The sequence below is a fragment of the Streptomyces thermolilacinus SPC6 genome (assembly GCF_000478605.2).
In the GTDB taxonomy this organism is placed as follows: Bacteria; Actinomycetota; Actinomycetes; order Streptomycetales; family Streptomycetaceae; genus Streptomyces; species Streptomyces thermolilacinus.
Genome location: NZ_ASHX02000001.1, coordinates 6,275,350 through 6,296,428, shown reverse-complemented (window position 1 = coordinate 6,296,428; position 21,079 = coordinate 6,275,350). Strand labels below are relative to the sequence as shown.

Below are 21,079 nucleotides of genomic sequence, written 5' to 3'. Positions count from 1 at the left end.
GTGGCCGCTCCGCGCGCACCCCGCCGTACGGGCACACGGCGTCCCGGTCGCGAAGTCACCGCCCCGGAGGGGACTTCGGGGCCGTGGCGCAGCACGGGAAATCGGCTTGGCCTTCCGGGGCGGGCGGCATACGTTCGCGGTCATGGCTGACGAGGCGTTCGAGAACCCGCGGCTCGCCGCGCTGTACGACCCGCTCGACCCGGACCGGAGCGATCTGGAGGTGTACGTCGGCATCGCCGAGGAGTTCGGGGCGCGGCGGGTGCTGGACATCGGGTGCGGTACCGGCGTGTTCGCGCTGATGCTGGCCGACCGGGGCATCGACGTGGTGGGGGTCGATCCGGCCGGGGCGTCCCTCGATGTGGCGCGGGGCAAGGCGGGCAGCGAGCGGGTGCGCTGGGTCCACGGTGACGCGACCGCGCTCCCGCCCCTCCGGGTCGACCTGGCGACGATGACGGCGAACGTCGCCCAGGCCATCGCCGATCCGTCGGACTGGCGCGGGACTCTGCGCGGGGCGTACGCGGCGCTGCGGCCGGGCGGGCGGCTGGTGTTCGAGACGCGTGACCCGGCGCGGCGCGCCTGGGAGGGCTGGAACCGGGAGGCCACGTACGGCGTGACGGACGTGCCGGGTGTGGGGCCGGTGGAGAGCTGGCTGGACGTGCTCGCCGTGGACCTGCCGCTGGTGACGTTCCGGGCGACGTGCGTGCTGGGGGTGGACGGGGACGTACTGACGTCGGATTCGACGCTGCGGTTCCGGGAGCGGGCGGAGGTGGAGGCGGACCTGGTGACGGAGGGGTTCGTGGTGGAGGAGATCCGTGACGCGCCGGACCGGCCGGGCCGCGAGTTCGTGTTCGTCGCCCGGCGCCCCTGACACTCCTGACCGATACGCCCCGGCACGCCGTCAGCCCCCCGACCCGTCGGCCCCGGACCGATCAGCCCCGGACCCGTCGGTCCAGGACCCGTCAGCCCCGGACCGATCAGCCCTGGACCGTCGGTCCAGGACAGCCGTTGACCGCAAGGGTGGCTACGTTTCCCGGCGGGGCGGGGCCGGATGTGTGCCGCGCGGTTCGGTCGGTTCGTGATCAGGAGGTATGTCGTGGGGCTTCTCGGAAGGATCGGCGGGCCCGCCATCTGGGCGCCGGACGCCAAGGAGCTGGCCGCGTTCTACGCGGCGGCGCTGGGCTGCGAGGTCGGTGAGGGGTACGCCGACGAGAGCGGGGAGCCGGTGGCGGTCCCCGTACGGGCGGGGGCGATGACGTGCTTCTTCGTGACCGCCAGGTCGTTCCGGAGGCCCGACTGGCCCCGGGAGGAGCTGCCGTTCCACCTCGACCTGGTCTTCGACGACATCCCGGCCACGGTGGAGCGGCTGCTCGGGCTGGGCGCGACGAAGCCGGACTTCCAGCCCGGCGGGGACCGGTGGACGGTGCTGCTCGACCCGTCGGGCCAGCCGTTCTGCATCAGTCGGCCGCACTGACCTCGCGACGGTTGTGGCAGGGTGTGCCGACGCATTCCGGCCACCCCTGGCCCCATCTGTCGAGGAGTACCACCCCGTGAACGCAAAGCGCCGTCGGCTGCTGCTGGCCGCGATCGACCCCCTGCTCGAGGCCGGCGAGCGGGTCGAGGTCACGGCCATCGTGAACCTGAACCCCGTCTCCGTACGCCGCACGGCGGTGTTCGCGGCGGCGTCGGCGCTGATGAGCGGCGGGGCCATGGCGGTGGTCCCGGCCCGCGTCCCCATGTACCTGGGGATGACCGGCCATCGCCTGTTCATCTTCGAGGCGGACCCGATGTTCGCCAAGCCCAAGGGGCTGGTGCTGACGACTCCCCGCGCCGGTCTCGTACGGTCCGAGATCAAGGAGCGTGTCCTGAACTCGTCGTTCGTCGTGTCCTCACCGGGCAGCGACCAGGGGCTGCGGATCATCTTCCCGCTGATGTGCCGCAAGGAGCGTGACGCGGTCGCGGCCGCGCTGCCCCTCGCCGCGGCCTGACCGGTACGGCCCGCCCGCGCTGCCGAGCTGCCGCGCGGGGCCGCGCGCCGCCGGGGCGCGGGTATCACGCCCCTCGCTGCGCCGGACCGCAGCCGGTGCCGCGCCCCGGACGCGCCGCCGCAGGGCGACGAATGCCGGGCGCCGGTGCCGGTCAGCCTGCCGGACGGCGGGCGGCGCGGGCCGCGCGGCGGCGCAGCGCGCGTCGCTCGTCCTCGCTGGTGCCGCCCCACACGCCGAAGTCCTGCCCGGCCTCCAGTGCCCACTGGAGGCACTGTTCGCGCACCGGGCAGCCCGCGCAGATCCGTTTGGCCTCCTCCGCCTGCATCACGGCCGGTCCGCTGCTGCCCACGGGGAAGAACAGGTCCGGGTCCTCGTCTCGGCACGCGGCCGACTGTCGCCAGTTCTCCACGGAAGTCTCCTTCGCTCGTCGCTGGGTACACGGCCTTCCGGTACGCACAACCGCGTACCGGATGCGCCTGACCGTCACCACCGCATTGAAACGGTCCCGGGCGCTCCGCATGACGAAAGTGCCCAAAGAGGCACATGCCAGCCAGTTGTGCGGTAAGAGGTCGGCCCTCTGGCCAAGGGTTTGGAATCGCCGGATCGGTAAAGGCGGTGGTTACGAGGCAATTGTCAGCAAACGACGGTAGGAGGCCCTCATGGGCATCATCGCGTGGATTCTCATCGGCCTGCTCGCCGGCATGATCGCCAAGGCCCTGATGCCGGGTCGCGATCCCGGCGGCATCATCATCACGATGCTCATCGGTATAGCCGGTGGCCTCCTGGGTGGCTGGCTGGGCAAGGTCATCTTCGGGGTCGATTCCATCGACGGGTTCTTCGACCTCTCCACCTGGATCGCCGCCATCGTCGGCTCGGTGATCCTCCTGGCCCTGTACCGGCTGTTCACCGGCGCCGACCGACCGCGCCGACACGCCTGACGCACCCAGCGGCGGCGGCTCCCCCCGACAGGGATGCCGCCGCCGCTGCGTGGTCCCCATGTTTGCGCACCACGAGCAAGGCAACCCGGAGGCGGTCATGGCCAACCCAACCGAAACCCTGCGGCTCGCGTGCGAGCAGCTCGCCCAACTCACCGGGCGGGAGCCCGAGTCGGTGTCCTCGTTCCAACGCCTGGACGGCGGCTGGCGGTTGACCGTCGAGGTCGTCGAGCTGGCCCGTATCCCGGACACGACGAGCCTTCTCGCCTCGTACGAGGTGGAGCTCGACCAGGAGGGCTCGCTCACCGGGTACCGGCGGGTGCGCCGCTACGAGCGTGGCCGCGCCGACGACCGGGCCCGCTGACCCGGCCGGGAACCCGAGAACCCGAGAACCGAGAACGACCGATCCGACCCCTGACCATTCGTCAGAAAGGCGGTAGATCATGACCGTTGAGACCACCCGCACGGTTTCGGGAGGCTCCGGCGGCACCAGTGGCCTGTACGACGTCCTCGAACTCGTCCTCGACCGCGGGCTCGTCATCGACGCGTTCGTCCGCGTGTCGCTCGTCGGCATCGAGATCCTCAAGGTCGACGTCCGGGTCGTCGTCGCCAGCGTGGACACGTATCTGCGCTTCGCCGAGGCCTGCAACCGCCTCGACCTGGAATCCGGCCGCAAGGCCCCCGCCCAGCTCACCGACGTCGTGGACGGCGTGAGCGAGTCCGGGGCGCGCGGCAAGACCAAGGGCGCCCTCCAGGGCGCGGCGCAGACGGTGTCCGAGACGCTCGGCCGCTCGTCGTCGCGGCAGCAGAAGAAGGAAGAGGAGGAGCAGGAGAAGTGAGCACCTACGTCTACGGCATCACCCGTGGCTCCCACCCGGCGCTCCCGGAGAAGACGGACGGGGTGGGCGACCCGCCCGGCGCCGTGCGGGTCCTCACCGAGGGGAAGCTCGCGGCGCTCGTCAGCGACGCGCCCGAGGAACTGCGGCCCAAGCGGCGCGACCTGCTCGCCCACCAGAACGTGCTGGCCGCGGCGGGCGAGGGCGGCACGGTGCTGCCCCTGCGGTTCGGCGGGGTCTCCCCCGACGACGACGCGGTGCGGGCGGTCCTGCGGGAGCGCGAGGCCCATTACCTGGAGCGTCTCGACAGCCTCGAGGGCAAGGCCGAGTACAACGTGAAGGCCCTCCACGACGAGGAGGCCGTGCTGCACCAGGTGCTCATCGACAACCCGGATCTGCGGGCGCTGAGCCAGGACCAGCGGGCGGTCGGCGGCGGCACGTACGAGCAGAAGCTGGCGCTGGGCGAGCGGGTCGCCGCGGCCGTCAAGCACCGGGAGGCGCGGGACGCGGTCCTGGTGCAGGAGGCGCTGGAGAAGGCGGCGGTGGAGTGCCGGCCCGGTCCGGAAGGCAGCGGGCGGCTGGCGAACCTGTCGTTCCTCGTCGAGCGGGACCGGGCCGACGACTTCACGGCCGCGGTGGACGCGCTGGCGGAGGAGCACGGCCACCTGGTGCTCCAGGTGAACGGGCCGCTCCCGCCGTACAGCTTCGTGGAGTAGCCGTGGGCCTGCTGGGAGAGCTGCTCCTGCTGCCCGCCGCGCCCCTGCGCGGCACCGCGTGGGTGCTGCGACAGGTGGCTGAGGAGGCGGAGCGGCAGTACTACGACCCGGCCGCCGTCCGCCGTGAACTCGCCCGCCTCACGGAGCGGCTGGAGGCGGGCGAGATAGACGAGGAGACGTTCGACCGACTGGAGGACGAGCTCCTCGACCGACTGGAGAAAGGGAGCGACCGCCCATGACGACCCCCGGCCGCACACCCGCCCCGTACGCGTCCGGCGGCGGGGGCGCGAACCTCGCGGACATCCTCGAACGCGTCCTCGACAAGGGCGTCGTCATCGCGGGCGACATCCGCATCAACCTGCTCGACATCGAGCTGCTCACCATCAAACTGCGGCTCGTCGTCGCCTCGGTGGAGCGCGCCGAGGAGATGGGCATCGACTGGTGGCGCCACGACCCGGCGCTCTCCTCGCACGCCCGCCGCGACTCGCTGGCGAGTGAGAACGAGGAGCTGCGGCGCCGCCTCGCCGAACTGGAGGAGCGTACGGCATGACCACCCCCACCCCTCCCCTGCGGTACGTGTACGCCGTGTGCCGGCCCTTCGACGGCGTCCTCCCGGAGGGCGCGGCCGGGATCACCGGGGAACCGCCCCGGCTGCTCCACCACGGCGACCTGGTCGCCGTGGTGGACGCGGTCCCCGCCGAGGAGTTCGACGAGGGGCCGCTGCGCGCCCGGCTGGAGGACCTGGACTGGCTGGCCGCCACCGCGCGCGGCCACGACGCCGTGCTGGCGTCGCTCACCGCCGTCACATCGCCGCTGCCGCTGCGGCTCGCCACGGTGTGCCGTGACGACAGCGGTGTGCGGCGCCTCCTGGAAGAGGGGCACGACCGGTTCGTACGGGCCCTTGAGCGGATCGACGGGCGGGTCGAGTGGGGCGTGAAGGTGTACGCGGAGCAGGCGGCCCCCGGGCGCCGGCCCACTCCCCCGGAGGCGCCGTCCGGCGCGGTCGGCGGACGCGACTACCTGCGCCGCAGGCTCCGGGAACGCGACGGGCGCGAGGAAGGGCGGCGCCGCGCCGAGGAGGCGGGCCGGACGCTGCACGAGCGGCTGTCCGCGTACGCCGAGGCGACGGTCCTGCACCCGCCGCAGAACCCCCGGCTGGCCGGGGACACGGGCGGGGCGAACGTCCTGAACGCCGCCTACCTCGTCCCCCGCGAGCGCGCCGAGGGGTTCGTGGCGCTGACCGGCGACATGGCGCAGGTGGACGGCGTGCGCGTCGAGCTGACCGGGCCGTGGGCGGCGTACTCGTTCGCCGGGATCGCCGAGGAGGAGTCCGGGCGGGACGGGGAGCTGCGGGAAGAGGGCGCGGTATGAGCGTGGAGCACCGCCGGGTCGCCCTCGTGGACCTGCTGGACCGGCTGCTCGCGGGCGGGGTCGTCCTCACCGGCGACCTGACGCTGAGCATCGCGGACGTGGATCTCGTACGGGTCGATCTGAAGGCCCTGATCAGCGCGGTCAACGACGAGGTGCCGGTGCCGTGGGAGCAGCCGGTATGAGCGAGCCGCGACGCCACGTGGACCCAGGCCCCGGCCCTGTCCCCGGTCCTGCCCCCGGTCCTGCCCCCGGTCCCGTCCCCCGGGCGGAGGGCGAGCCGCGCCGCCGGGTGGAGCTGGACCCGGACACCGTCGAACGGGACCTCGCCCGGCTCGTCCTCACCGTGATCGAGCTGCTGCGGCAGCTGATGGAACGGCAGGCCCTGCGCCGTGTGGAGGGCGGGGAGCTGACCGAGGACCAGGAGGAGCGGATCGGCATGACGCTGATGCTGCTGGAGGACCGCATGGAGACCCTGCGGACCCGGTTCGGGCTGGAGCCGGAGGACCTGAACATCGACCTGGGGCCCCTCGGGCCCCTGCTGTGACGGACCGGCCGTCGGGGTTCCCGCAGGCGTTCACTTCCTGACGCGTGCCGTGCGGTGGAGTTCTCTCGTCAGCTCGACCAGCTCGGTCACGGAACTGTCGGACTCGGTCGCGACGACGGTGCTGTGGTCGGCCCAGACGCAGCGGGCCACCGGGTCCCTGGTGACCGTGCCGCTGTCCACGGCCTTGGACAGCTCCCCGCCCTCGCGGCACCACATGACCGCGCCCTCGTACCCGGGGAAGGAAACGGGCCGGGCCGGGCCGTCCCATTTCACGCCCGTGTCGCGGAACGGTTCCTGTTCCTTCCGGTGGATCGACCGGAGCATGGCGCGCAGCGCCTTCTCGGGGTGGGGTACGTTCCCCTGGAGTCCCCGGAAGAAGAAGTAGCGGCCCTTCATCCTGGGCTCGCGCCCCCAGTAGTTGGCGCCCGTGCCGGTCGCCCCGGCGATGATCCGGTTCGCGTCGCGCGGTGCGATGCCGATGCCTCCCACCTCGGTCGCCCCTATGTAGCAGTCCGCGTCGGAGGGTGCGCCCGCGCAGTCCACGACGCCGACGTACGTGTCCCCGTAGAGGTACTCCGCCTTGAACGGGCCCACCGACTTCGGCGGTGCCAGGCGGTACCCGCGGGTGCCGACGGGCTCGGCCCGCTCCGACAGCGCCACATGGGTACAGCCGGCGAACACGGCGAGCGCGGCCGTGCCCGCTGCGAGCATGGCGGGTCGGCGTCGGACAGCGGTCATGCCTCAGTTCCCCTTCGTCGGTCACGGGGTTCGACCGCCCCGGACCGCGAAAGGTTGCACCCGTGCGAGGGTTTCCGCGCTTTCCGCGCCGGTTCTCCGCGTTCTCCACGCGAAGGGCGAAAGATCAGGTCTCGCGGTCCTCCTCGCTCTCCGGGTCCTTCTCGACCCCGGCGAGCTGCTCACCGGCCGCCGTGCCCTCGTCGGGCCGGTAGCCCTCGGCGGTGCTCGCCGTGCCGGGAACATCACGGCGGTGCGCGGTGTCCTCGGCGCCCGAACCGGCGCCGGGCGCCTCGGTGGCCCGCTCGCGGGCCCGGTCGCGTGACGGCTGGTCCTTCATGCTGCCTCCCAGGTCGGTGCGGTGCGGGTCCGGGTACCCGCCGACCGGCGCGTGTACCGCCCGCCGCCGCACGACACACCCCTGCGCGACGAACGGGCCGGGGCGCGGGGACGGCCTACTCTCGGCGCCATGACCTGGCTGCGCGCCCTGAAGGAGACCGCCCGCACGGGTCTCACGGTCGAACGGCGACGGCTGGAGCCGCTCGTCGCCCTGCGCGCCGCCGCCGGGCTGGCGCTGGTGGTGCTGGTGAGCGCCGTCGTGGGCGGCCCGGCGATGGCGGCCAGCTCGGCGTTCGGCGCGTTCCAGGCGGCGATGGCCACGCTGCAGCGCACCTGGCGGCCGCGCCCGACGCTGGCGCTCGTCTCCGGGCTGACCCTCGCCGTGTCCACGTTCCTCGGCTATGTGTGCGGCGGCCACCTCGCGGGATTCCTGGCGCTGCTCGCGGTGTGGACGTTCCTGTCCGGCCTGGCGTGGACGGCCGGACCGGCCGTGGGACTGATCGCCTCGTCCAATGTGGCGATCATGCTGGTCACCGTCACCCTCCCGACGTCGGTCGCGGACGCGGCCGTGCACGCGGCGGTGATCGCGGCGGGCGGGGTGGTGCAGGCCGTACTCATCGTGCTCTTCCCGGTACGCCGCTGGGGGCCGCAGCGGGACGCGCTCGCCGACGCCCTGGCCGCCGTGGCCGACTACGCGCGGCGGCTGCGGCAGGACCCGTACGCCCCGTTCGACCCGGTCCCGCTGATGACGGCCCGCAGTGCCGCCGCCGTCACACCCCGGCAGGCCCGCCGCCGCCCCGGCGAGCTGCACGGCACGCGCGGGCTGGCCGAGCGCATCCGCCCCGTCCTGGCCTCGCTGGCCGACCCCGCGGTGGGCGTGCCACGGGAGGGCCCCGCCCGCGACCGGGTGCGGGAGCTGCTGGAGGCGGCCGGGGCGGTACTGGACGAGGCGGCCCGCGCGGTACGGCGCGGCGACCGGCTCGACGTACCGCCCGCCGCCCTCGCCGCGCTGCGCACCCCGGACACGCCCGACGTGCTGGAGACGGCGCCCGCCCGGCGGGCCGCCGCCCGGCTCGCCGCCCTCCTGAAGGACGTGATGGAGACGGCGACGCCCACCGGGAGGCGGCCGGGCCCGGAGGACCTGCGGGCGCAGCCGCACCTGCTGAGCCTGGTGCCCGGCGCCGTACGGGACATCAGGGCCGAGGCGCGGCGCCCCGACTCGCCGTACCTGCGGCACGCCGTGCGGGTGTCGGCGGTCGCCACGGCCGGGTACCTGCTGGGCACCGTGCTGCCGTTCGGGCACGGGTACTGGGCGCCGCTCGCCGCCGTCATGTCGATGCGGCCCGACTTCGGCCAGACGTACGCCCGTTCGGTGGCGCGGTTCGCCGGGACGCTGGTCGGGGTGGCGCTGGCGACGGGCGTGCTGCGGCTGGCGGACCCGGGCGCGTACACGTCGGCGGCGCTGGCGATCGGCGCGGCGTTCGCGACGTACCTGCTGCTGCGGACCGGGCAGACGCCCGTGCAGGTGTTCCTCTCGGCGTACGTCGTGTTCCTGCTGGGCATGGCGGGCGAGCAGTGGACGCAGACCGTCCCGGAGCGGGTGGTGCTGACGCTGCTGGGCGGGGTCCTCGCGATGCTGTCGTACGCCCTGTACCCGGCGTGGGAGACGCCCCGGCTGCGTACCCGGCTCGCCGACTGGCTGGCGGCCGCCGCCCGGTACGCCGACGAGGTGCTGGAGCGGTACGCCCGGCCGGACCGGCCCCTGACGGGCGCGGTGAGGCAGGCGCTGCTGGACGCGCGGGCCGCCCGTACGGCGTGGCGGGACGCGGTGGACCGGGCGGCGCACGAGCCGGTGCGGCACCGGGGTCTGTCGCGGGCGGCGACCGACGCGGCGGGGGCGGCGGTCGGCCGGTTCGCGCGGGCCGCGATGGTGCTGGAGGCCCATCTGCCGGACCGTTCGGCCGCCCCTTCGCCGGGCGCGGCGGCGCTGGCCCGGGCGCTGCGCGGGGCGGCGGAGCGGGGCGCGGCGGATGTGCGGGAGCGGCGCGTGCCCCGGTGGGACGACGTGCGGGCGGCGCTGGACGCGGCGGAGGCGTCGGCCGATCCGGTCGTACGGGCGGGGGCGCGGCAGATGGTGGAGGCCCTGGAGGAGCTGGCGGAGGCGCTGGCCGACGAGTAGCCGCCGCCCGGCCGGAACCCCGGGCCCGTTCCGCTCATCCTCCCCACCGCAGGCGGAGCTACGGAGCGGTGGGGAACGGACGATGGAACGGACGCGGACGTACGGGACGACGGCGGGCACGGGGTCGACGGCGGCAACGGGGGCGGCGGGGAGCGGCGCACCGGCCGGTGCCCCAGGACCGGCGGACCGCCCGGGACCGGCGGCGACCGGTTGCGTACGGGCGGACGGCGGCGCCGCGTCGCGGCGGCGGCTGCTGGGGGCGGGCGTGGCGGCGGTGACGGGGGCGTTCGTGACGGGCGCGGCCGGTAGCCCGCCGAAGGGCACCCCGCACGGCATCCCGCCGAAGCCCGCCGCCGCCAAGCCTTCGGCGCCGAAGGGCGCGCCGCGCGCCGGGGACTGGGCGGCGCTGGCGCGCGGCCTCGACGGGCGGCTGGTACGGCCCGGCGAGCGCGACTACGACGCGGCGCGCACCCTGTTCAACCCGCGCTTCGACGGGCTGCGGCCCTCCGGTGTCGCCTACTGCGCGCGCCCCGAGGACGTCCGCACCTGCCTGGAGTTCGCCCGCCGCCACGGCGTCCCCGTGTCGGTGCGCAGCGGCGGCCACTCGTACGCCGGATGGTCGTCGGGCCCGGGGCTCGTGGTGGACGTGCAGCCGATGGCCTCCGTGTCGATGTCCCCCGGCGGGACCGCGCAGATCGGCGCCGGGGCGAAACTCGTCGACGTGTACGACCGGCTGACGGCCCGCCGCCGTACCGTGCCGGCCGGGTCCTGCCCCACGGTCGGGGTGGCGGGTCTCGCGCTGGGGGGCGGCATCGGCGTGGTCAGCCGGGCGTACGGGCTGACCAGCGACAGCCTGACGGGGGCGCGGATCGTCACCGCCGACGGGCGGATACGCGACGTGGACGCGCGCCGCGACCCGGACCTGTTCTGGGCGCTGCGCGGCGGGGGCAACGCCCAGTTCGGGGTGGTGACCGAGCTGCGGATGCGGACCCACCCGGCGCCCGCCTGCACGACGTTCTTCCTCAGCTGGCCGTGGGCGCGGGCGGCGGCCGTGGTGCGGGAGTGGCAGCGCTGGGCGCCCACCGCGCCGGACGGCATCTGGGCCAATCTGCACCTGTCGGCGCCGGTGGGCGGCCGTCCCGGTGTGGTGCGGGTCGGCGGCCTGGCCCTGACGGACCGGGCCGACCTGGAGAACCGGATCGACCGGCTCGCCGACCGGATCGGCGCGGCGCCCCGGTCGGCGTCGGTGCGCACCCGCGCGTTCATGGACGCGATGAAGGTGATGGGCGGGGTGTCCGGCTGGACGGTTCCCGAGGCGCACCAGAAGGGCACGCTGCCGGGCCGGAACCCGCGCGGGCGGGTGGCGCGCGAGTCGTACGCGGCCCGCTCCGACTTCTACACGCGGCCCGTCCCCGCCGACGGGGTGCGGGCGCTGATCGCGCGGGTGGAGCGGCTGGCGCGGCTGACCGGGGGCGGCGCGGGCAGTGTGGCGCTGGACGCCATGGGCGGCGCGGTCAACCGGGTGCGGTCGGGCGACACGGCGTTCGTCCACCGGAACGCGCTGTTCCTGGCGCAGTACATCGTCTCCTGGCCGGACCGGGTCCCGTCCGGCACGGTGGCCCGGCACCGGGCGTGGCTCGACGGCACGTACGACGCGATGCGGCCCTGGGCGAGCGGCCAGGCGTACCAGAACTACACGGACCCGGCGCTGCGGGACTGGCGGCGGGCCTACTACGGGGCGAACGTCACGCGGCTGGCGAAGGTGAAGGCGGCGTACGACCCGGAGCGGCTGTTCCGCCACCCGCACTCCTTCTGACGGCCCGCCGACGGCCCGTCCGGGAGGCGGCGCGTCACCGGTTCGACCGTCACGGGCGCGCGGGTGCGGGGCGGGGGTGCCACGCTGGCCGTGGGGCCCCCGCCCCGCCCGGTCCCGCAGCCGCCCCGGGCCCGCTCCCGCGACCGAAGGAATGCCCGTGATCACCACCGACTTCGTCCCCGGCTCCCCGTGCTGGCTGGACCTCGGCGCGCCCGACACCAAGGCCGCCACCGAGTTCTACCGTTCCGTCTTCGGCTGGGAGTTCCGTCCGATGAGCCCCGACTCCGACGACTACGGGGCCTTCCAGCTGGGCGGGAAGACCGTCGCCGGGCTCGGGAGGCTCACGGAGGAGGGGGCGCGCTCGGCGTGGATGATCTACTTCTCCGTCCCGGACGCCGACGCCGCCACCGAGACCGTGCGGCAGTCGGGCGGCACGGTGCGGGTCCCCCCGATGGACGCGGGCGGCGAGGGCCGGATGGCGCAGTACACCGACCCGCAGGGCGGACAGTTCGCCGTGTGGCAGCCGGGCGGCACCAAGGGCGTCGACGCGGTGGACCAGACCGGCACGCTGTCGTGGACGGAGCTGTACACGACGGACATGGCCGGTGCGAAGGAGTTCTACGGGAACCTGTTCGGCTGGCGGACGCAGGACATGGACCTGCCGGGCGGCGGCGGCACGTACACGCTGATCACCCCGTCGGGCCAGGCGGACGAGCGGATGCACGGCGGCATGATGCAACTGCCCGCCGAGCACCTGGCGCTGACGGGCGGCAAGCCGTACTGGCACCCGGTGTTCGCGACGGCGGACTGCGACGCCACGGTGGACAAGGTGATGGCGGGCGGCGGCCGGGTCATGATGGGGCCCGAGGACGCGGAGGGCGTGGGCCGACTGGCGGTGTGCGTGGACCCGGCCGGCGCGGACTTCGTGGTCCTCACCCCCGAGCCGGGCCCGCAGGGCTGAGACGCGGGCCGGGCCGATGCGACGGTCCGGCCCGCGCCGGGGACCCGGATCGGCCGGGCTCCGGGGCCCCGGCAGCGCTTGCCGGGGCCGTCCTCCCGTACGAGGGTGATGGCGATGGACACGCCGCTGCGAACGTTCACCGAGAGCCCGGAAGACCCCTTCTCCGTGCACCGGGCGGCGACGGCCGTCCTCGACGCGCGGGGCACGGTCGTCGGCTGGAGCGCGCTGGCCGAGAACCTGCTCGGCTACCGTCCCGAGGACGTCATCGGCCGCCGCGCGCTGGAAGTGCTGATCGCCCCGGAGGACCGGGAGGCCGCCGTCGAGGCGGTCATGGTGTGCACCGGGGCGGGCGGCTGGTTCGGGGTGCTGCCGGTGCGCCGCGCGGACGGGCGGACGCTGTGGATGGGGTTCCGCTCGCGTCTGGTCGTACGGGCCCGGCGCGAGGACGAGTGGTTCCTGGTGGGCGCGCCCGCCGACGAGGTGATCCAGTGGGAGACCGACCGGTCCCTGCTCGACGGGATCTTCCGCCGGTGCCCCATCGGGGTCGCAGTGCACGGCCCTGACCTGGACATCCTGCGGGTCAACCGGGCCATCGCCCAGTTCGCGGACGCGCCGGCCGACGCGCTGCGCGGGGCCCGCATGGACGAGTTCCTCGTCGCGGCGGACGCGCGGACCGCCGAGCGGGCGCTGCGGGGCGTCGTGGAGACCGGCCGGCCGCTGATCTTCACCGAGCAGCAGGCCCGGCTGCGGACCGACCCGCCGGGCCGGGAGCGGATCGTGGCCGTGTCGGCGTTCCGGATGCAGGACCCGGCCGGGGCGGTGCTGGGTGTCACCCAGATCGTGGAGGACGTCACCGACCGGGAACGGGCGCGGCGGCGGCTCGCCCTGCTGAACGACGCGTCCGAGCGGATCGGCACCACCCTCGACGTCACCCGTACGGCCGAGGAGCTGGCGCGGGTGGCGGTGCCGGGTCTCGCGGACTGCGTGGCCGTGGACCTCCTGGAGCCGGTCGTCCTGGGCGGGGAGCCCTCGCCGGACGCCTCGGGGCGGCTGTACCGGGCGGCGCTGAGCTGCGTCACCCAAGAGCCGCCGCCCTCCGCGCGCCGCCCCGACGGGGAGGTCGTGTTCCCGCCGGACCCGCCGCAGGCGCGGTGTCTTCGGGAGCGGCGGCCCGTGCTGGAGACGGACATGGCCGCCGCGCGGGGGCGGGGCGCGGGGGCGGGTCCGGGGCCGGGGGCGGGCGGGACGCCGGAGACGGACGGGCCGATGGAGGAGGCGGGCGGGACGCCGGAGGCGGACGCGCACTCGCTGATGGTGGTGCCGCTCGGCGCGCGCGGGGCCGTGCTGGGTGTGGTGAGCCTGTGGCGGGCGTACCGGCCGGAGCCGTTCGAGGAGGACGACCTGACGCTGGCGGCGGAGTTCGCCTCGCGGGCCGCCGTCTCCATCGACAACGCCCGGCGCTACACGCAGCAGCGGACGGCGGCGCTGTCACTGCAGCGGAGCCTGCTGCCGGCGGACGTTCCGGACCACCCGGCGGTGGAGGTCGCGCACCGGTACCTCCCGGCGGGCGGCGCGACGGAGGTGGGCGGGGACTGGTTCGACGTGATCCCGCTGTCCGGTTCGCGTGTGGCGCTCGTGGTGGGTGACGTGGTCGGGCACGGGGTTCCCGCGGCGGCGACGATGGGACGGCTGCGGACGGCGGTGCACACGCTGGCCGGGCTCGACCTGGAGCCGGACGAGGTGCTGTCGCAGCTGGACGACCTGGTGGGGCGGATCGCCGGGGAGCAGCAGGCGACGGGCCCGGTGACCGGTGAGCAGATCGTGGGAGCCTCCTGCCTGTACGCGGTGTACGACCCGATCTCACGGCGCTGTTCGCTGGCGCGGGCCGGGCACCCGCCGCCGGTGGTGGTCAGGCCGGACGGGCGGCCGGTCCTCGCCGAGCTGCCGGAGGGGCCACCGCTGGGCCTTGGCGGACTGCCCTTCGAGAGCACGGAGTTCGAACTGCCGGAGGGCAGTCTGGTCGCGCTGTACACGGACGGGCTCGTCGAGTCGGGGCGGCACGACGTGGACGAGGGCCTCGGGCTGCTCTACGAGGTGCTGAGCGGCCAGGAGCGGGACCTGGACGCCCTGTGCGCGGAGGTCACGCGCAGGGTCATGCCCGAGCACCCGACCGACGACGTCGCGGTGCTCCTCGCCCGTACGCGGGTCCTCGCCGACGACCGGGTGGCGACGTGGGAGCTGCCTGCCGAGCCGACGGCGGCGCAGCGTGCACGGCGGCTGACGGCGGACCAGCTGGCGGAGTGGGGCCTCGACGACCTGGTGTTCACGACGGAGCTGATCGTCAGCGAACTGGTCACCAACGCCTACCGGTACGCCTCCGGGCCGGTCCAACTGCGGCTGATCCGGGACTCGTCGCTGATCTGCGAGGTGTCCGACGGCAGTACGACGGCCCCGCACCTGCGCCGGGCACGCAGCACCGACGAGGGCGGGCGCGGCCTGTTCCTGGTCGCACAGCTCACGGAGCGCTGGGGCACCCGCTACTCCCGCGACGGCAAGACCGTGTGGACGGAACAGCCCCTGGACGGGCCTCTCCTCGGCCTGCGGATGCCGGTCGGCGGGGGTGCGGGGTAGGGGCGCGGGCTTCCCGGTCGCCCGGTCGCGCGGTGGTCCGGCACATGAGTGGGGCGGTCACCCGGGCGGCCCGGCCACGCGGTGGCCCGGCGCGGTGCCTGCGGGGCTCCACGCCGGGCCGGTACGGCGACTGCCGGTCAGGACGTCGACGAGGACGACGACGACTCGCGACGGCGGCTGGTGAGGAAGCACGCGGCCGTGAGCCCCGCCGCGGCCACGCCGGCCAGGGTCTGCGGCAGCACGTTGCGCTCCTGGGCCGCCGTGTCACCGCCGTGGCCGTGGTGGCTGACGGTGGACTTGGCCAGGCCCGCCTGGATCTGCTGCTCCGTCGGCGCCTTCGGGGCGGAGGCGGCGCTCGCCGCGGAGGCGGAGAACGTGACGTCCGAGCAGCTGTAGAACGCCTCGGGGCTGTCGTTGCGCTGCCAGATCTTGTACAGCATGTGCCGGCCGGTCCGCTGCGGCAGGTTGCCGTCGAACTCGTACCAGCCCGTCGGTGCCGTCCTGGCGACGCTCGCCACGGCGACCGGGGTCTGCTCCAGGTCGGACCACTTCAGCGGCTGCTTCGGGTCGTAGCCCTCCTTGGTGATGTAGACGGTCATCGTGCCGGGGTGCGGGGCCGTGACGCGGTACTTGAAGTGCAGCGGACCGGCGGAGACGGGCGTGGCCGCCCAGTCGGTGCGGGCCCAGTCGAGCGCCTTGTACTTCTCGCGGTTGGCGGAGCAGAGCTTGCCGTCGGGGATCAGCTGGCGGTGCTGCCCGTTGGCGTTGGCGATGTTGACCTCGTTCCAGTCGTAGAGCGGCTGGGTGCCGCTCGTCGCGATGAGGTCCTTGCACACCTGGGTGTCCGGGTGCTCCGGGCCCTCCGCGTAGCAGGCGGCGACGCGGCTGACCGGTCCGTACATGGTGCCGTGTGCCGTCGCCTGTGTGGGGGTCAGGACGATCAGCAGGGGTGCCGCGGCGGCGGCCGCCACGGCTGTGCGGGTGGTCTTGCGCAGTGACATGTGGGGGGTCCCTTCCTCGGGGTGGGGACTCAAGTCGGGCGGCTCGCAAGCAGCTTGGCATTGGACTAGACCAAGTTCAAGGGGCGGTGCGCGACTTCGCGCCGTGTCGCCGCGGGGGCCGCGTCGTTGCTCAGGTCGGCTGGAACGCAGCCCTTTCGCCGCCTCACGTCAGGAGTGACACATGACCTTCCGTACCGGCACCCGCCTTCTCACGGTCTGCGCCGGCATCGCCGGTGCGGGGATGGCCGCGGCCGTCCCCGCGGCAGCCGCCGAGGCGCCGCCCGCGTCCGTCGGCGCGCCGGTCGTGTCGAACCTCAACACGACCGGACTGCTCGGCTCGCAGCAGCAGGACAAGGGGCATGGCAAGGGCCACCCGGCGGGTCTCCCGGTCGGCGGTGGCCTGCTCGGCGGCCTCCCTGCCGGGGGCCTCCCGACGGGCGGCCTCCCCCTGGGCGGCTGACCGCCCCGCCCTCGCCCGCCGCCTCACCCCGTACGCGCACCCTCTCCCCCACCGGCCCCTCCGCCGGAAGCCACCGGCCGAGGGGCGGCGCGAGGGATCAGATTCAGCCGATGCCGAGGGTGTGCCGGGGGGCACGGAAGGGCCGCGGGGGGCGCACGGGAAGGGCGGGCGGCGGCCGGGCGGGCCCCCCCCCCCCGGCACCGGTGGGAGCGGGGGCGCGAGGGGGGTGTAGGGGTGGGCCAGGGGTTTCCCTCTTTCCCCGGACCGGCTACACGCGGTTCACTTTCGGTCACCCCGCAGGAGAAGCACCTGTTCACTCCCCGTCCGGAAGGGTTTCTCTTGACTGTCACCCCCGCCCGCCTGAGCGCCGCGCTCGCGGTCGCCTGCGCCGTCGTCGTCGGCGCGGCGATGCCCTCGTCGGCGATCAACTCGTACAACGCGGCCCCGGCGCCCGAGCGCACCGAGGTCGGCGCGCTCGTCGCCACCTGGGACAACGACGACGACCCCGCGACCCCCGACCGGGTCGACTGGGTGTGCTCCGGCACCATGATCGACGCCGACACGTTCCTGACGGCCGCGCACTGCACCACGGGCTGGCCCGAGAACGTCCGCTTCTTCGTCTCCCTCGACCAGGACGTGCAGGGGGCCCTGGACGCGGCGGCCGAGCGCCACCCCGGCGACCCGGCGGCCGTCGCCCGCGAGGTCGCCGTCGAGGGCACCGCGCACAACCACCCGGAGTACCCCGGGCCCGCCGTGGACACGCGGGACATCTCGGTCGTCGAGCTGCCGGCCGCGCAGGTCGCGGCCCGCTGGTCGTTCACCCCGGCGACGCTGCCCAAGGCGGGCCGGCTCGCCGAACTCGGCCCGCAGGGGCTCCAGGACGTGCCGTTCACCGTCGCCGGTTACGGCACGCAGGAGTCGCAGCGCGGTCCGGGCGGCCACACCCACCCGGGCGGCGGCGTGCGGCTGAAGGCGCCCGTGACGTACAACGCGCTCAACGGCGCGTGGGTGCGGCTCCAGATGACCGCGCCGCAGGGGAACGGCGGGGCCTGCTACGGCGACTCGGGCGGCCCGAACTTCGCCGAGCTGGACGGGAAGCGGACGCTGGTGGCGACGACCATCACCGGCGACGGCCCGTGCTACGCGACCAATGTGGCCTACCGCCTGGACGCGCCCGGTGCCCGGGCGTTCCTGGCGCCGTTCGTGAACCTCCCGTAGGGGCCGAACGGATGAATGCGGGACGCGCCGTCCGTCCCGCCCCGTGACGGGGAACCCGGTCTCCGGTTGATCAGGGGAGACCCGGGGACCGGGTTCCCGATCACGTAAGGAAGAACCATGATCAAGAAGGTTCTGGCGGCAGCCGGTGTCGCGGCGGCGGCGGTGGGCGTGTGCGCGCCCGTGGCGGCCGCCGTGGGCGACGACAACGTGAGCACGAAGAACGGCAACTTCTCCGTGCAGTCGTACGGCAACACCGGCACCGAGGACGCCGACGCGCCGCTCCGTTCGACGGAGCGCGAGGAGGCCCTTCTGCGGGCGCTGCGGTGAGGAGGGCCGCGCGGGCGGCCGACGGATGATCCACCCGTCGCCGTCCCGTGCGGACACCGTGAGCGCCGATACCCGGCCCCGGTCCCCCTGTCGGGGGGCCGGGGCCGTTTCGTACCCGCCGTACGGCCGCCGCCGGTCCCGGTCGCGGTTCCGTACGGCGCCACCCGTACGGACCGCCGCGGTGGCGGGCGGCCGCGGGGCGTGCGGGGCTGGTAGCGAGGTGGAGGCAACCTCGGCGGCCGGGTCGGCATCTTCCGTGTGCGGCGGGTACCGGAGGGGCGTCCCGCAACGGGTGCATGGAGTGGGTCAGCAATGGTGGATGTCTCGGTCGTCGTCCCGTGTCTCGACGAGAGCGAGGTGATCGGCGACTTCCACGCGGCGGTGGTGGCGGCGCTGGAGCCCACGGGTGCCGACTTCGAGATCTGCTACGTGGACGACGGCAGCCGCGACGGGACCGTGGAGCGGCTGCGGGAACTGGCCCGGGCCGACGCGCGCGTCCGGTACACCTCGTTCAGCCGGAACTTCGGCAAGGAGCCCGCGATGCTCGCCGGGATGCGCATGTCGCGGGGCGCGTCGGTGGTCCTGATGGACGCCGACCTCCAGCACCCGCCGGAGCTCCTGCCGCGCATGCTGGAGCTGCGCCAGCACGGCTACGACCAGGTGGTGGCGCAGCGGGACCGGTCCGGCGAGGGCGCGGTCCGCAAGGCGTTCAGCCGGGCCTACTACCGGCTGGTGCGCCGGTTCATGGAGGTGGAGATCGCCGACGGCGCCGGGGACTTCCGGCTGCTCTCGCGGCGCGCCGTGGAGGCGGTGCTGTCGCTGCCGGAGAGCAACCGGTTCTCCAAGGGCCTGTTCTCCTGGATCGGTTTCGACACGGTGAGCTTCCGCTACGAGAACGTGGCGCGGGCGGCGGGCGCGTCGAAGTGGGGCGGCAGGCGGCTGCTCAACTACGGCATCGACGGGCTGCTGTCGTTCAACAGCCGCCCCCTGCGCCTCGCCGTCCACACGGGTCTGTGGCTGTTCCTGTCGGCGCTCGCCTACGCGCTGTGGATCGTGGCGAACGCGCTGCTCAACGGGGTGGACACGCCCGGCTACGCGACGCTGATCACGGCGATCGTCGGGCTGAGCGGGGTGCAGCTGGCGACGCTCGGGGTGATCGGCGAGTACGTGGGGCGGATCTACCACGAGTCGAAGCGGCGCCCCCACTACGTGGTGCGGGAGACCGAGCGGGACGCGCCGGGCCGTCCCGCCGCGGGCCGCTCCCCCGCCCGGGCGGGCCGCCCCTGACCCGCTGGCCGGGCCCCTGGAGCCTGGCATGCCTCAGGGGCCCGGGCCCCTAGGGAATCCGGTGCCCGTGGGTGACCTGGTCCAGGTGGTAGTAGTCGGCGACGCAGCGGGCGGGCCACTGCCGCTTGCCGCCCCCGCCGAACGGTTCCAGCATGCGGCTGACGCTGTTCGGCGTGTACGGGGCGGTCCTGGCGCCGCTCTCGGCCCGCTCCCGCAGGGACCGGTCCTGCCGGTCCCACCGCTCGGCGCGGGCCCGCATGTCGCCGCCCAGGTCGTACAGCGGCACGGCGAGACCGGCCACGGTCGCGGCGCACACGGCGGCGCAGGCGGCCGCGACCCCGTACCGGACCCTCGCCGGGCGGGCGGCGCGGCGCACCGCGCGCCCGGCGAAGGCCCCGGCGGCGAGCAGCAGCAGGACGTACAGCAGCAGGTAGTCGTTCCAGGTGCGTTCCGTGGTGAGGACCCGGGTGCCGAACACCGGGTACGTGATCACCGTGCAGAGGTAGCCGGAGACCAGGAACGCCAGGGCGCCGAAGGCCAGCAGCCGCAGCGGCCGGTACGGCAGCAGGACGGCGGGCCCGGCGGCGGGGCGGCGGCGCACCAGCAGGCCCAGCAGGACACCGGCGGCGACGGCACCCGCGTAGGTCCAGGTCGTGAGGACGGTCTCCAGGATGCGGACGAACAGCTTGAGGGACGTGAGGAGGGAGTCCGGGGCGAGCATGGACACGGTCTCGGCGTCGTAGCGCTCGCGGCGGTTGCGCGAGCCGGGCGACGTGACCAGCAGCAGCGTGCCCGCGGCGACGCCCGCCGTGCCCGTGAGGGCCCAGATCCGCACGGTGCGGCGGACTCTCGGTGCGAAGGTCCACGGCGCGAGGACCGCGGCGGCGCCGAGCACGACGAGGGCGACGACCGACGCCTCCTCCGACAGCGTGCCCATGAACACGCCCGCCACCACCCCCGCCGCCAGGACCGGCGCCAGCGTGTGGGAGACCGAGGCGGCGGGCCAGTAGAAGGTCTTGTACGTGTTGGGGGTGGCGAGCAGGAAGACCGCGCCGGTCATGGCGGCGGCCAGGAGCGCCGTGCCGCGCGGGGCCCGCAGGCCGGTGCGGCGCAGCAGCAGCGCGGTGAGGGCCCACAGGAGGCCCAGCATGATCACGGCGCTGACGGCGGCGTACGCCTGGTGGCCCGCGACCGGGAACTTCGCGTACAGCCCGACGAGGAGGCCGTTGGCGAGGCGGCCGTTGTCGGTCGCGTAGAACTGCTCGACGATCCCGGCGATGCCGTGGTCGCGGACCTGCGGGAGGAAGCACCACTCGTCCGCCGACGGCCTGACGTACCAGCCGAGGGCGGAGGCCGCCGCGAGCAGGGCGAGGGGAAGGGCCGCGAGGGCGAGGACACCCGCCGTGACGGCTGACCGGGCGGGGCGCGGGCCGTCGCCGTGCCGCGTCTCCTCGTCGTCGGGGTCGGTGACGCGGGGCGCGCCGACGGCCATTCTCACCACTGCCTTTCGGGGGAAACCACTGATCGACACCGTAGAGGGGTTTTCCGGCGCCGCCGTTCCGCCGTTCCGCCGTTCCGCCGATCCACCGATCCGCCGTTCCGCCGATCCGCCGGGAGCGGGGCGCGACGTCTCGCCCTCCCACGGCGGGCCGTGGGAGATCGCGGGAGACCCACCCCGCCATGAAAACCAACGAAAAGGGCACTCAAGGTGTGAATGGTGACAGGATGGACAGCGGTC

General features: G+C 74.6%; 25 protein-coding genes. 20 read left to right on the top strand and 5 right to left on the bottom strand.

The features are described 5' to 3' along the window. Positions 1–142 precede the first annotated feature (142 nt). The 3 genes from J116_RS27360 to J116_RS27350 all read left to right on the top strand — a co-directional run bounded on the left by J116_RS27360 (position 143) and on the right by J116_RS27350 (position 1,985). Complete coding sequence (locus J116_RS27360; RefSeq protein ID WP_028964598.1) at positions 143–868, top strand: class I SAM-dependent methyltransferase; 726 nt, start codon at positions 143–145, stop codon at positions 866–868. Between the two features lie 225 nt (positions 869–1,093). Next, on the top strand, positions 1,094–1,471 hold the full coding sequence (locus tag J116_RS27355; RefSeq protein ID WP_023590276.1) for a VOC family protein: 378 nt from the start codon (positions 1,094–1,096) through the stop codon (positions 1,469–1,471). 76 nt (positions 1,472–1,547) lie between these two features. Continuing rightward, positions 1,548–1,985: a hypothetical protein gene (locus tag J116_RS27350; RefSeq protein WP_023590275.1), complete on the top strand. Its 438-nt coding sequence runs from the start codon at positions 1,548–1,550 to the stop codon at positions 1,983–1,985. 151 nt (positions 1,986–2,136) lie between these two features. Here J116_RS27350 and J116_RS27345 read toward each other — a convergent pair whose 3' ends face one another. Beyond that, positions 2,137–2,394: a WhiB family transcriptional regulator gene (locus tag J116_RS27345; protein WP_023590274.1), complete on the bottom strand. Its 258-nt coding sequence runs from the start codon at positions 2,392–2,394 to the stop codon at positions 2,137–2,139. Between the two features lie 250 nt (positions 2,395–2,644). Here J116_RS27345 and J116_RS27340 point away from each other — a divergent pair, with 250 nt between their 5' ends. From J116_RS27340 to J116_RS27300, 9 genes are all read left to right on the top strand, one after another. Then, positions 2,645–2,923: a GlsB/YeaQ/YmgE family stress response membrane protein gene (locus tag J116_RS27340; protein ID WP_023590273.1), complete on the top strand. Its 279-nt coding sequence runs from the start codon at positions 2,645–2,647 to the stop codon at positions 2,921–2,923. A gap of 58 nt (positions 2,924–2,981) precedes the next feature. Further along, positions 2,982–3,284 (top strand): gas vesicle protein GvpO, encoded by a 303-nt coding sequence (locus tag J116_RS27335; protein WP_051203949.1) that lies wholly within the window; start codon positions 2,982–2,984, stop codon positions 3,282–3,284. Between the two features lie 79 nt (positions 3,285–3,363). Further along, complete coding sequence (gvpJ, locus tag J116_RS27330) at positions 3,364–3,759, top strand: gas vesicle protein GvpJ (RefSeq protein WP_023590271.1); 396 nt, start codon at positions 3,364–3,366, stop codon at positions 3,757–3,759. Then, the gene (locus tag J116_RS27325) at positions 3,756–4,472 is read left to right on the top strand and encodes a GvpL/GvpF family gas vesicle protein (RefSeq protein WP_023590270.1); all 717 of its coding nucleotides are present in this window, start codon (positions 3,756–3,758) and stop codon (positions 4,470–4,472) included. Before gvpJ ends, J116_RS27325 begins: the two co-directional genes overlap by 4 nt. Positions 4,473–4,474: 2 nt before the next feature. Then, positions 4,475–4,711, top strand: coding sequence for a gas vesicle protein GvpG (locus tag J116_RS27320; protein ID WP_023590269.1), 237 nt, complete (start codon positions 4,475–4,477; stop codon positions 4,709–4,711). Next, positions 4,708–5,022, top strand: coding sequence for a gas vesicle protein (locus J116_RS27315; protein WP_023590268.1), 315 nt, complete (start codon positions 4,708–4,710; stop codon positions 5,020–5,022). Before J116_RS27320 ends, J116_RS27315 begins: the two co-directional genes overlap by 4 nt. After that, positions 5,019–5,843: a GvpL/GvpF family gas vesicle protein gene (locus tag J116_RS27310; protein WP_023590267.1), complete on the top strand. Its 825-nt coding sequence runs from the start codon at positions 5,019–5,021 to the stop codon at positions 5,841–5,843. The genes J116_RS27315 and J116_RS27310 overlap by 4 nt, the downstream gene beginning before the upstream one ends. Further along, positions 5,840–6,025 (top strand): gas vesicle protein, encoded by a 186-nt coding sequence (locus tag J116_RS27305; protein ID WP_023590266.1) that lies wholly within the window; start codon positions 5,840–5,842, stop codon positions 6,023–6,025. Before J116_RS27310 ends, J116_RS27305 begins: the two co-directional genes overlap by 4 nt. A 107-nt stretch (positions 6,026–6,132) precedes the next feature. Beyond that, positions 6,133–6,387, top strand: coding sequence for a gas vesicle protein K (locus J116_RS27300; protein WP_028964595.1), 255 nt, complete (start codon positions 6,133–6,135; stop codon positions 6,385–6,387). 30 nt (positions 6,388–6,417) lie between these two features. Here J116_RS27300 and J116_RS27295 read toward each other — a convergent pair whose 3' ends face one another. After that, on the bottom strand, positions 6,418–7,125 hold the full coding sequence (locus J116_RS27295; RefSeq protein ID WP_139140513.1) for a hypothetical protein: 708 nt from the start codon (positions 7,123–7,125) through the stop codon (positions 6,418–6,420). 124 nt (positions 7,126–7,249) lie between these two features. Further along, a complete protein-coding gene (locus tag J116_RS27290; protein ID WP_099048267.1) occupies positions 7,250–7,462 on the bottom strand; it encodes a hypothetical protein in 213 nt (70 codons plus the stop codon). Between the two features lie 129 nt (positions 7,463–7,591). Between J116_RS27290 and J116_RS27285 the strand changes: the two genes are divergently transcribed. The 4 genes from J116_RS27285 (at position 7,592) to J116_RS27270 (ending at position 15,048) form a co-directional block, all read left to right on the top strand. Then, on the top strand, positions 7,592–9,640 hold the full coding sequence (locus J116_RS27285) for an FUSC family protein (protein WP_023590262.1): 2,049 nt from the start codon (positions 7,592–7,594) through the stop codon (positions 9,638–9,640). An 82-nt stretch (positions 9,641–9,722) separates the two neighbouring features. Beyond that, positions 9,723–11,456, top strand: coding sequence for an FAD-binding oxidoreductase (locus J116_RS27280; protein WP_023590261.1), 1,734 nt, complete (start codon positions 9,723–9,725; stop codon positions 11,454–11,456). Between the two features lie 157 nt (positions 11,457–11,613). Beyond that, a complete protein-coding gene (locus J116_RS27275; RefSeq protein WP_023590260.1) occupies positions 11,614–12,417 on the top strand; it encodes a VOC family protein in 804 nt (267 codons plus the stop codon). A gap of 114 nt (positions 12,418–12,531) precedes the next feature. After that, positions 12,532–15,048, top strand: a complete 2,517-nt coding sequence (locus J116_RS27270; RefSeq protein ID WP_037948473.1) for a SpoIIE family protein phosphatase — start codon at positions 12,532–12,534, stop codon at positions 15,046–15,048. Between the two features lie 137 nt (positions 15,049–15,185). Here the strand turns inward: J116_RS27270 and J116_RS27265 are convergent, their stop codons facing one another. Continuing rightward, positions 15,186–16,049, bottom strand: a complete 864-nt coding sequence (locus J116_RS27265; RefSeq protein ID WP_023590258.1) for a lytic polysaccharide monooxygenase auxiliary activity family 9 protein — start codon at positions 16,047–16,049, stop codon at positions 15,186–15,188. Between the two features lie 181 nt (positions 16,050–16,230). Here J116_RS27265 and J116_RS27260 point away from each other — a divergent pair, with 181 nt between their 5' ends. From J116_RS27260 to J116_RS27245, 4 genes are all read left to right on the top strand, one after another. Then, entirely contained in the window at positions 16,231–16,509 is a 279-nt protein-coding gene (locus J116_RS27260; RefSeq protein WP_023590257.1) for a hypothetical protein, read from the top strand. 339 nt (positions 16,510–16,848) lie between these two features. Next, a complete protein-coding gene (locus tag J116_RS27255) occupies positions 16,849–17,727 on the top strand; it encodes a trypsin-like serine protease (RefSeq protein WP_023590256.1) in 879 nt (292 codons plus the stop codon). A gap of 117 nt (positions 17,728–17,844) precedes the next feature. Then, entirely contained in the window at positions 17,845–18,054 is a 210-nt protein-coding gene (locus J116_RS27250; protein WP_023590255.1) for a hypothetical protein, read from the top strand. 312 nt (positions 18,055–18,366) lie between these two features. Further along, positions 18,367–19,341: a glycosyltransferase family 2 protein gene (locus J116_RS27245; RefSeq protein WP_023590254.1), complete on the top strand. Its 975-nt coding sequence runs from the start codon at positions 18,367–18,369 to the stop codon at positions 19,339–19,341. 49 nt (positions 19,342–19,390) lie between these two features. On the opposite strand, the gene J116_RS27240 is transcribed toward J116_RS27245, so the two are convergent. After that, entirely contained in the window at positions 19,391–20,833 is a 1,443-nt protein-coding gene (locus tag J116_RS27240; protein WP_023590253.1) for a DUF6056 family protein, read from the bottom strand. Between the last annotated feature and the right edge of the window lie 246 nt (positions 20,834–21,079).

Excerpts from the sequence above, each read along its gene's own strand:
- J116_RS27265 (WP_023590258.1), bottom strand. The coding sequence starts at position 16,049 with ATGTCACTGCGCAAGACCACCCGCACAGCCGTGGCGGCCGCCGCCGCG.
- J116_RS27335 (WP_051203949.1), top strand. The coding sequence starts at position 2,982 with ATGTTTGCGCACCACGAGCAAGGCAACCCGGAGGCGGTCATGGCCAAC.
- J116_RS27280 (WP_023590261.1), top strand. The coding sequence starts at position 9,723 with ATGGAACGGACGCGGACGTACGGGACGACGGCGGGCACGGGGTCGACG.
- J116_RS27360 (WP_028964598.1), top strand. The coding sequence starts at position 143 with ATGGCTGACGAGGCGTTCGAGAACCCGCGGCTCGCCGCGCTGTACGAC.
- J116_RS27340 (WP_023590273.1), top strand. The coding sequence starts at position 2,645 with ATGGGCATCATCGCGTGGATTCTCATCGGCCTGCTCGCCGGCATGATC.
- J116_RS27240 (WP_023590253.1), bottom strand. The coding sequence starts at position 20,833 with ATGGCCGTCGGCGCGCCCCGCGTCACCGACCCCGACGACGAGGAGACG.
- J116_RS27250 (WP_023590255.1), top strand. The coding sequence starts at position 17,845 with ATGATCAAGAAGGTTCTGGCGGCAGCCGGTGTCGCGGCGGCGGCGGTG.
- gvpJ (WP_023590271.1), top strand. The coding sequence starts at position 3,364 with ATGACCGTTGAGACCACCCGCACGGTTTCGGGAGGCTCCGGCGGCACC.
- J116_RS27285 (WP_023590262.1), top strand. The coding sequence starts at position 7,592 with ATGACCTGGCTGCGCGCCCTGAAGGAGACCGCCCGCACGGGTCTCACG.
- J116_RS27290 (WP_099048267.1), bottom strand. The coding sequence starts at position 7,462 with ATGAAGGACCAGCCGTCACGCGACCGGGCCCGCGAGCGGGCCACCGAG.
- J116_RS27245 (WP_023590254.1), top strand. The coding sequence starts at position 18,367 with ATGGTGGATGTCTCGGTCGTCGTCCCGTGTCTCGACGAGAGCGAGGTG.
- J116_RS27295 (WP_139140513.1), bottom strand. The coding sequence starts at position 7,125 with ATGACCGCTGTCCGACGCCGACCCGCCATGCTCGCAGCGGGCACGGCC.
- J116_RS27305 (WP_023590266.1), top strand. The coding sequence starts at position 5,840 with ATGAGCGTGGAGCACCGCCGGGTCGCCCTCGTGGACCTGCTGGACCGG.
- J116_RS27270 (WP_037948473.1), top strand. The coding sequence starts at position 12,532 with ATGGACACGCCGCTGCGAACGTTCACCGAGAGCCCGGAAGACCCCTTC.
- J116_RS27310 (WP_023590267.1), top strand. The coding sequence starts at position 5,019 with ATGACCACCCCCACCCCTCCCCTGCGGTACGTGTACGCCGTGTGCCGG.
- J116_RS27260 (WP_023590257.1), top strand. The coding sequence starts at position 16,231 with ATGACCTTCCGTACCGGCACCCGCCTTCTCACGGTCTGCGCCGGCATC.
- J116_RS27315 (WP_023590268.1), top strand. The coding sequence starts at position 4,708 with ATGACGACCCCCGGCCGCACACCCGCCCCGTACGCGTCCGGCGGCGGG.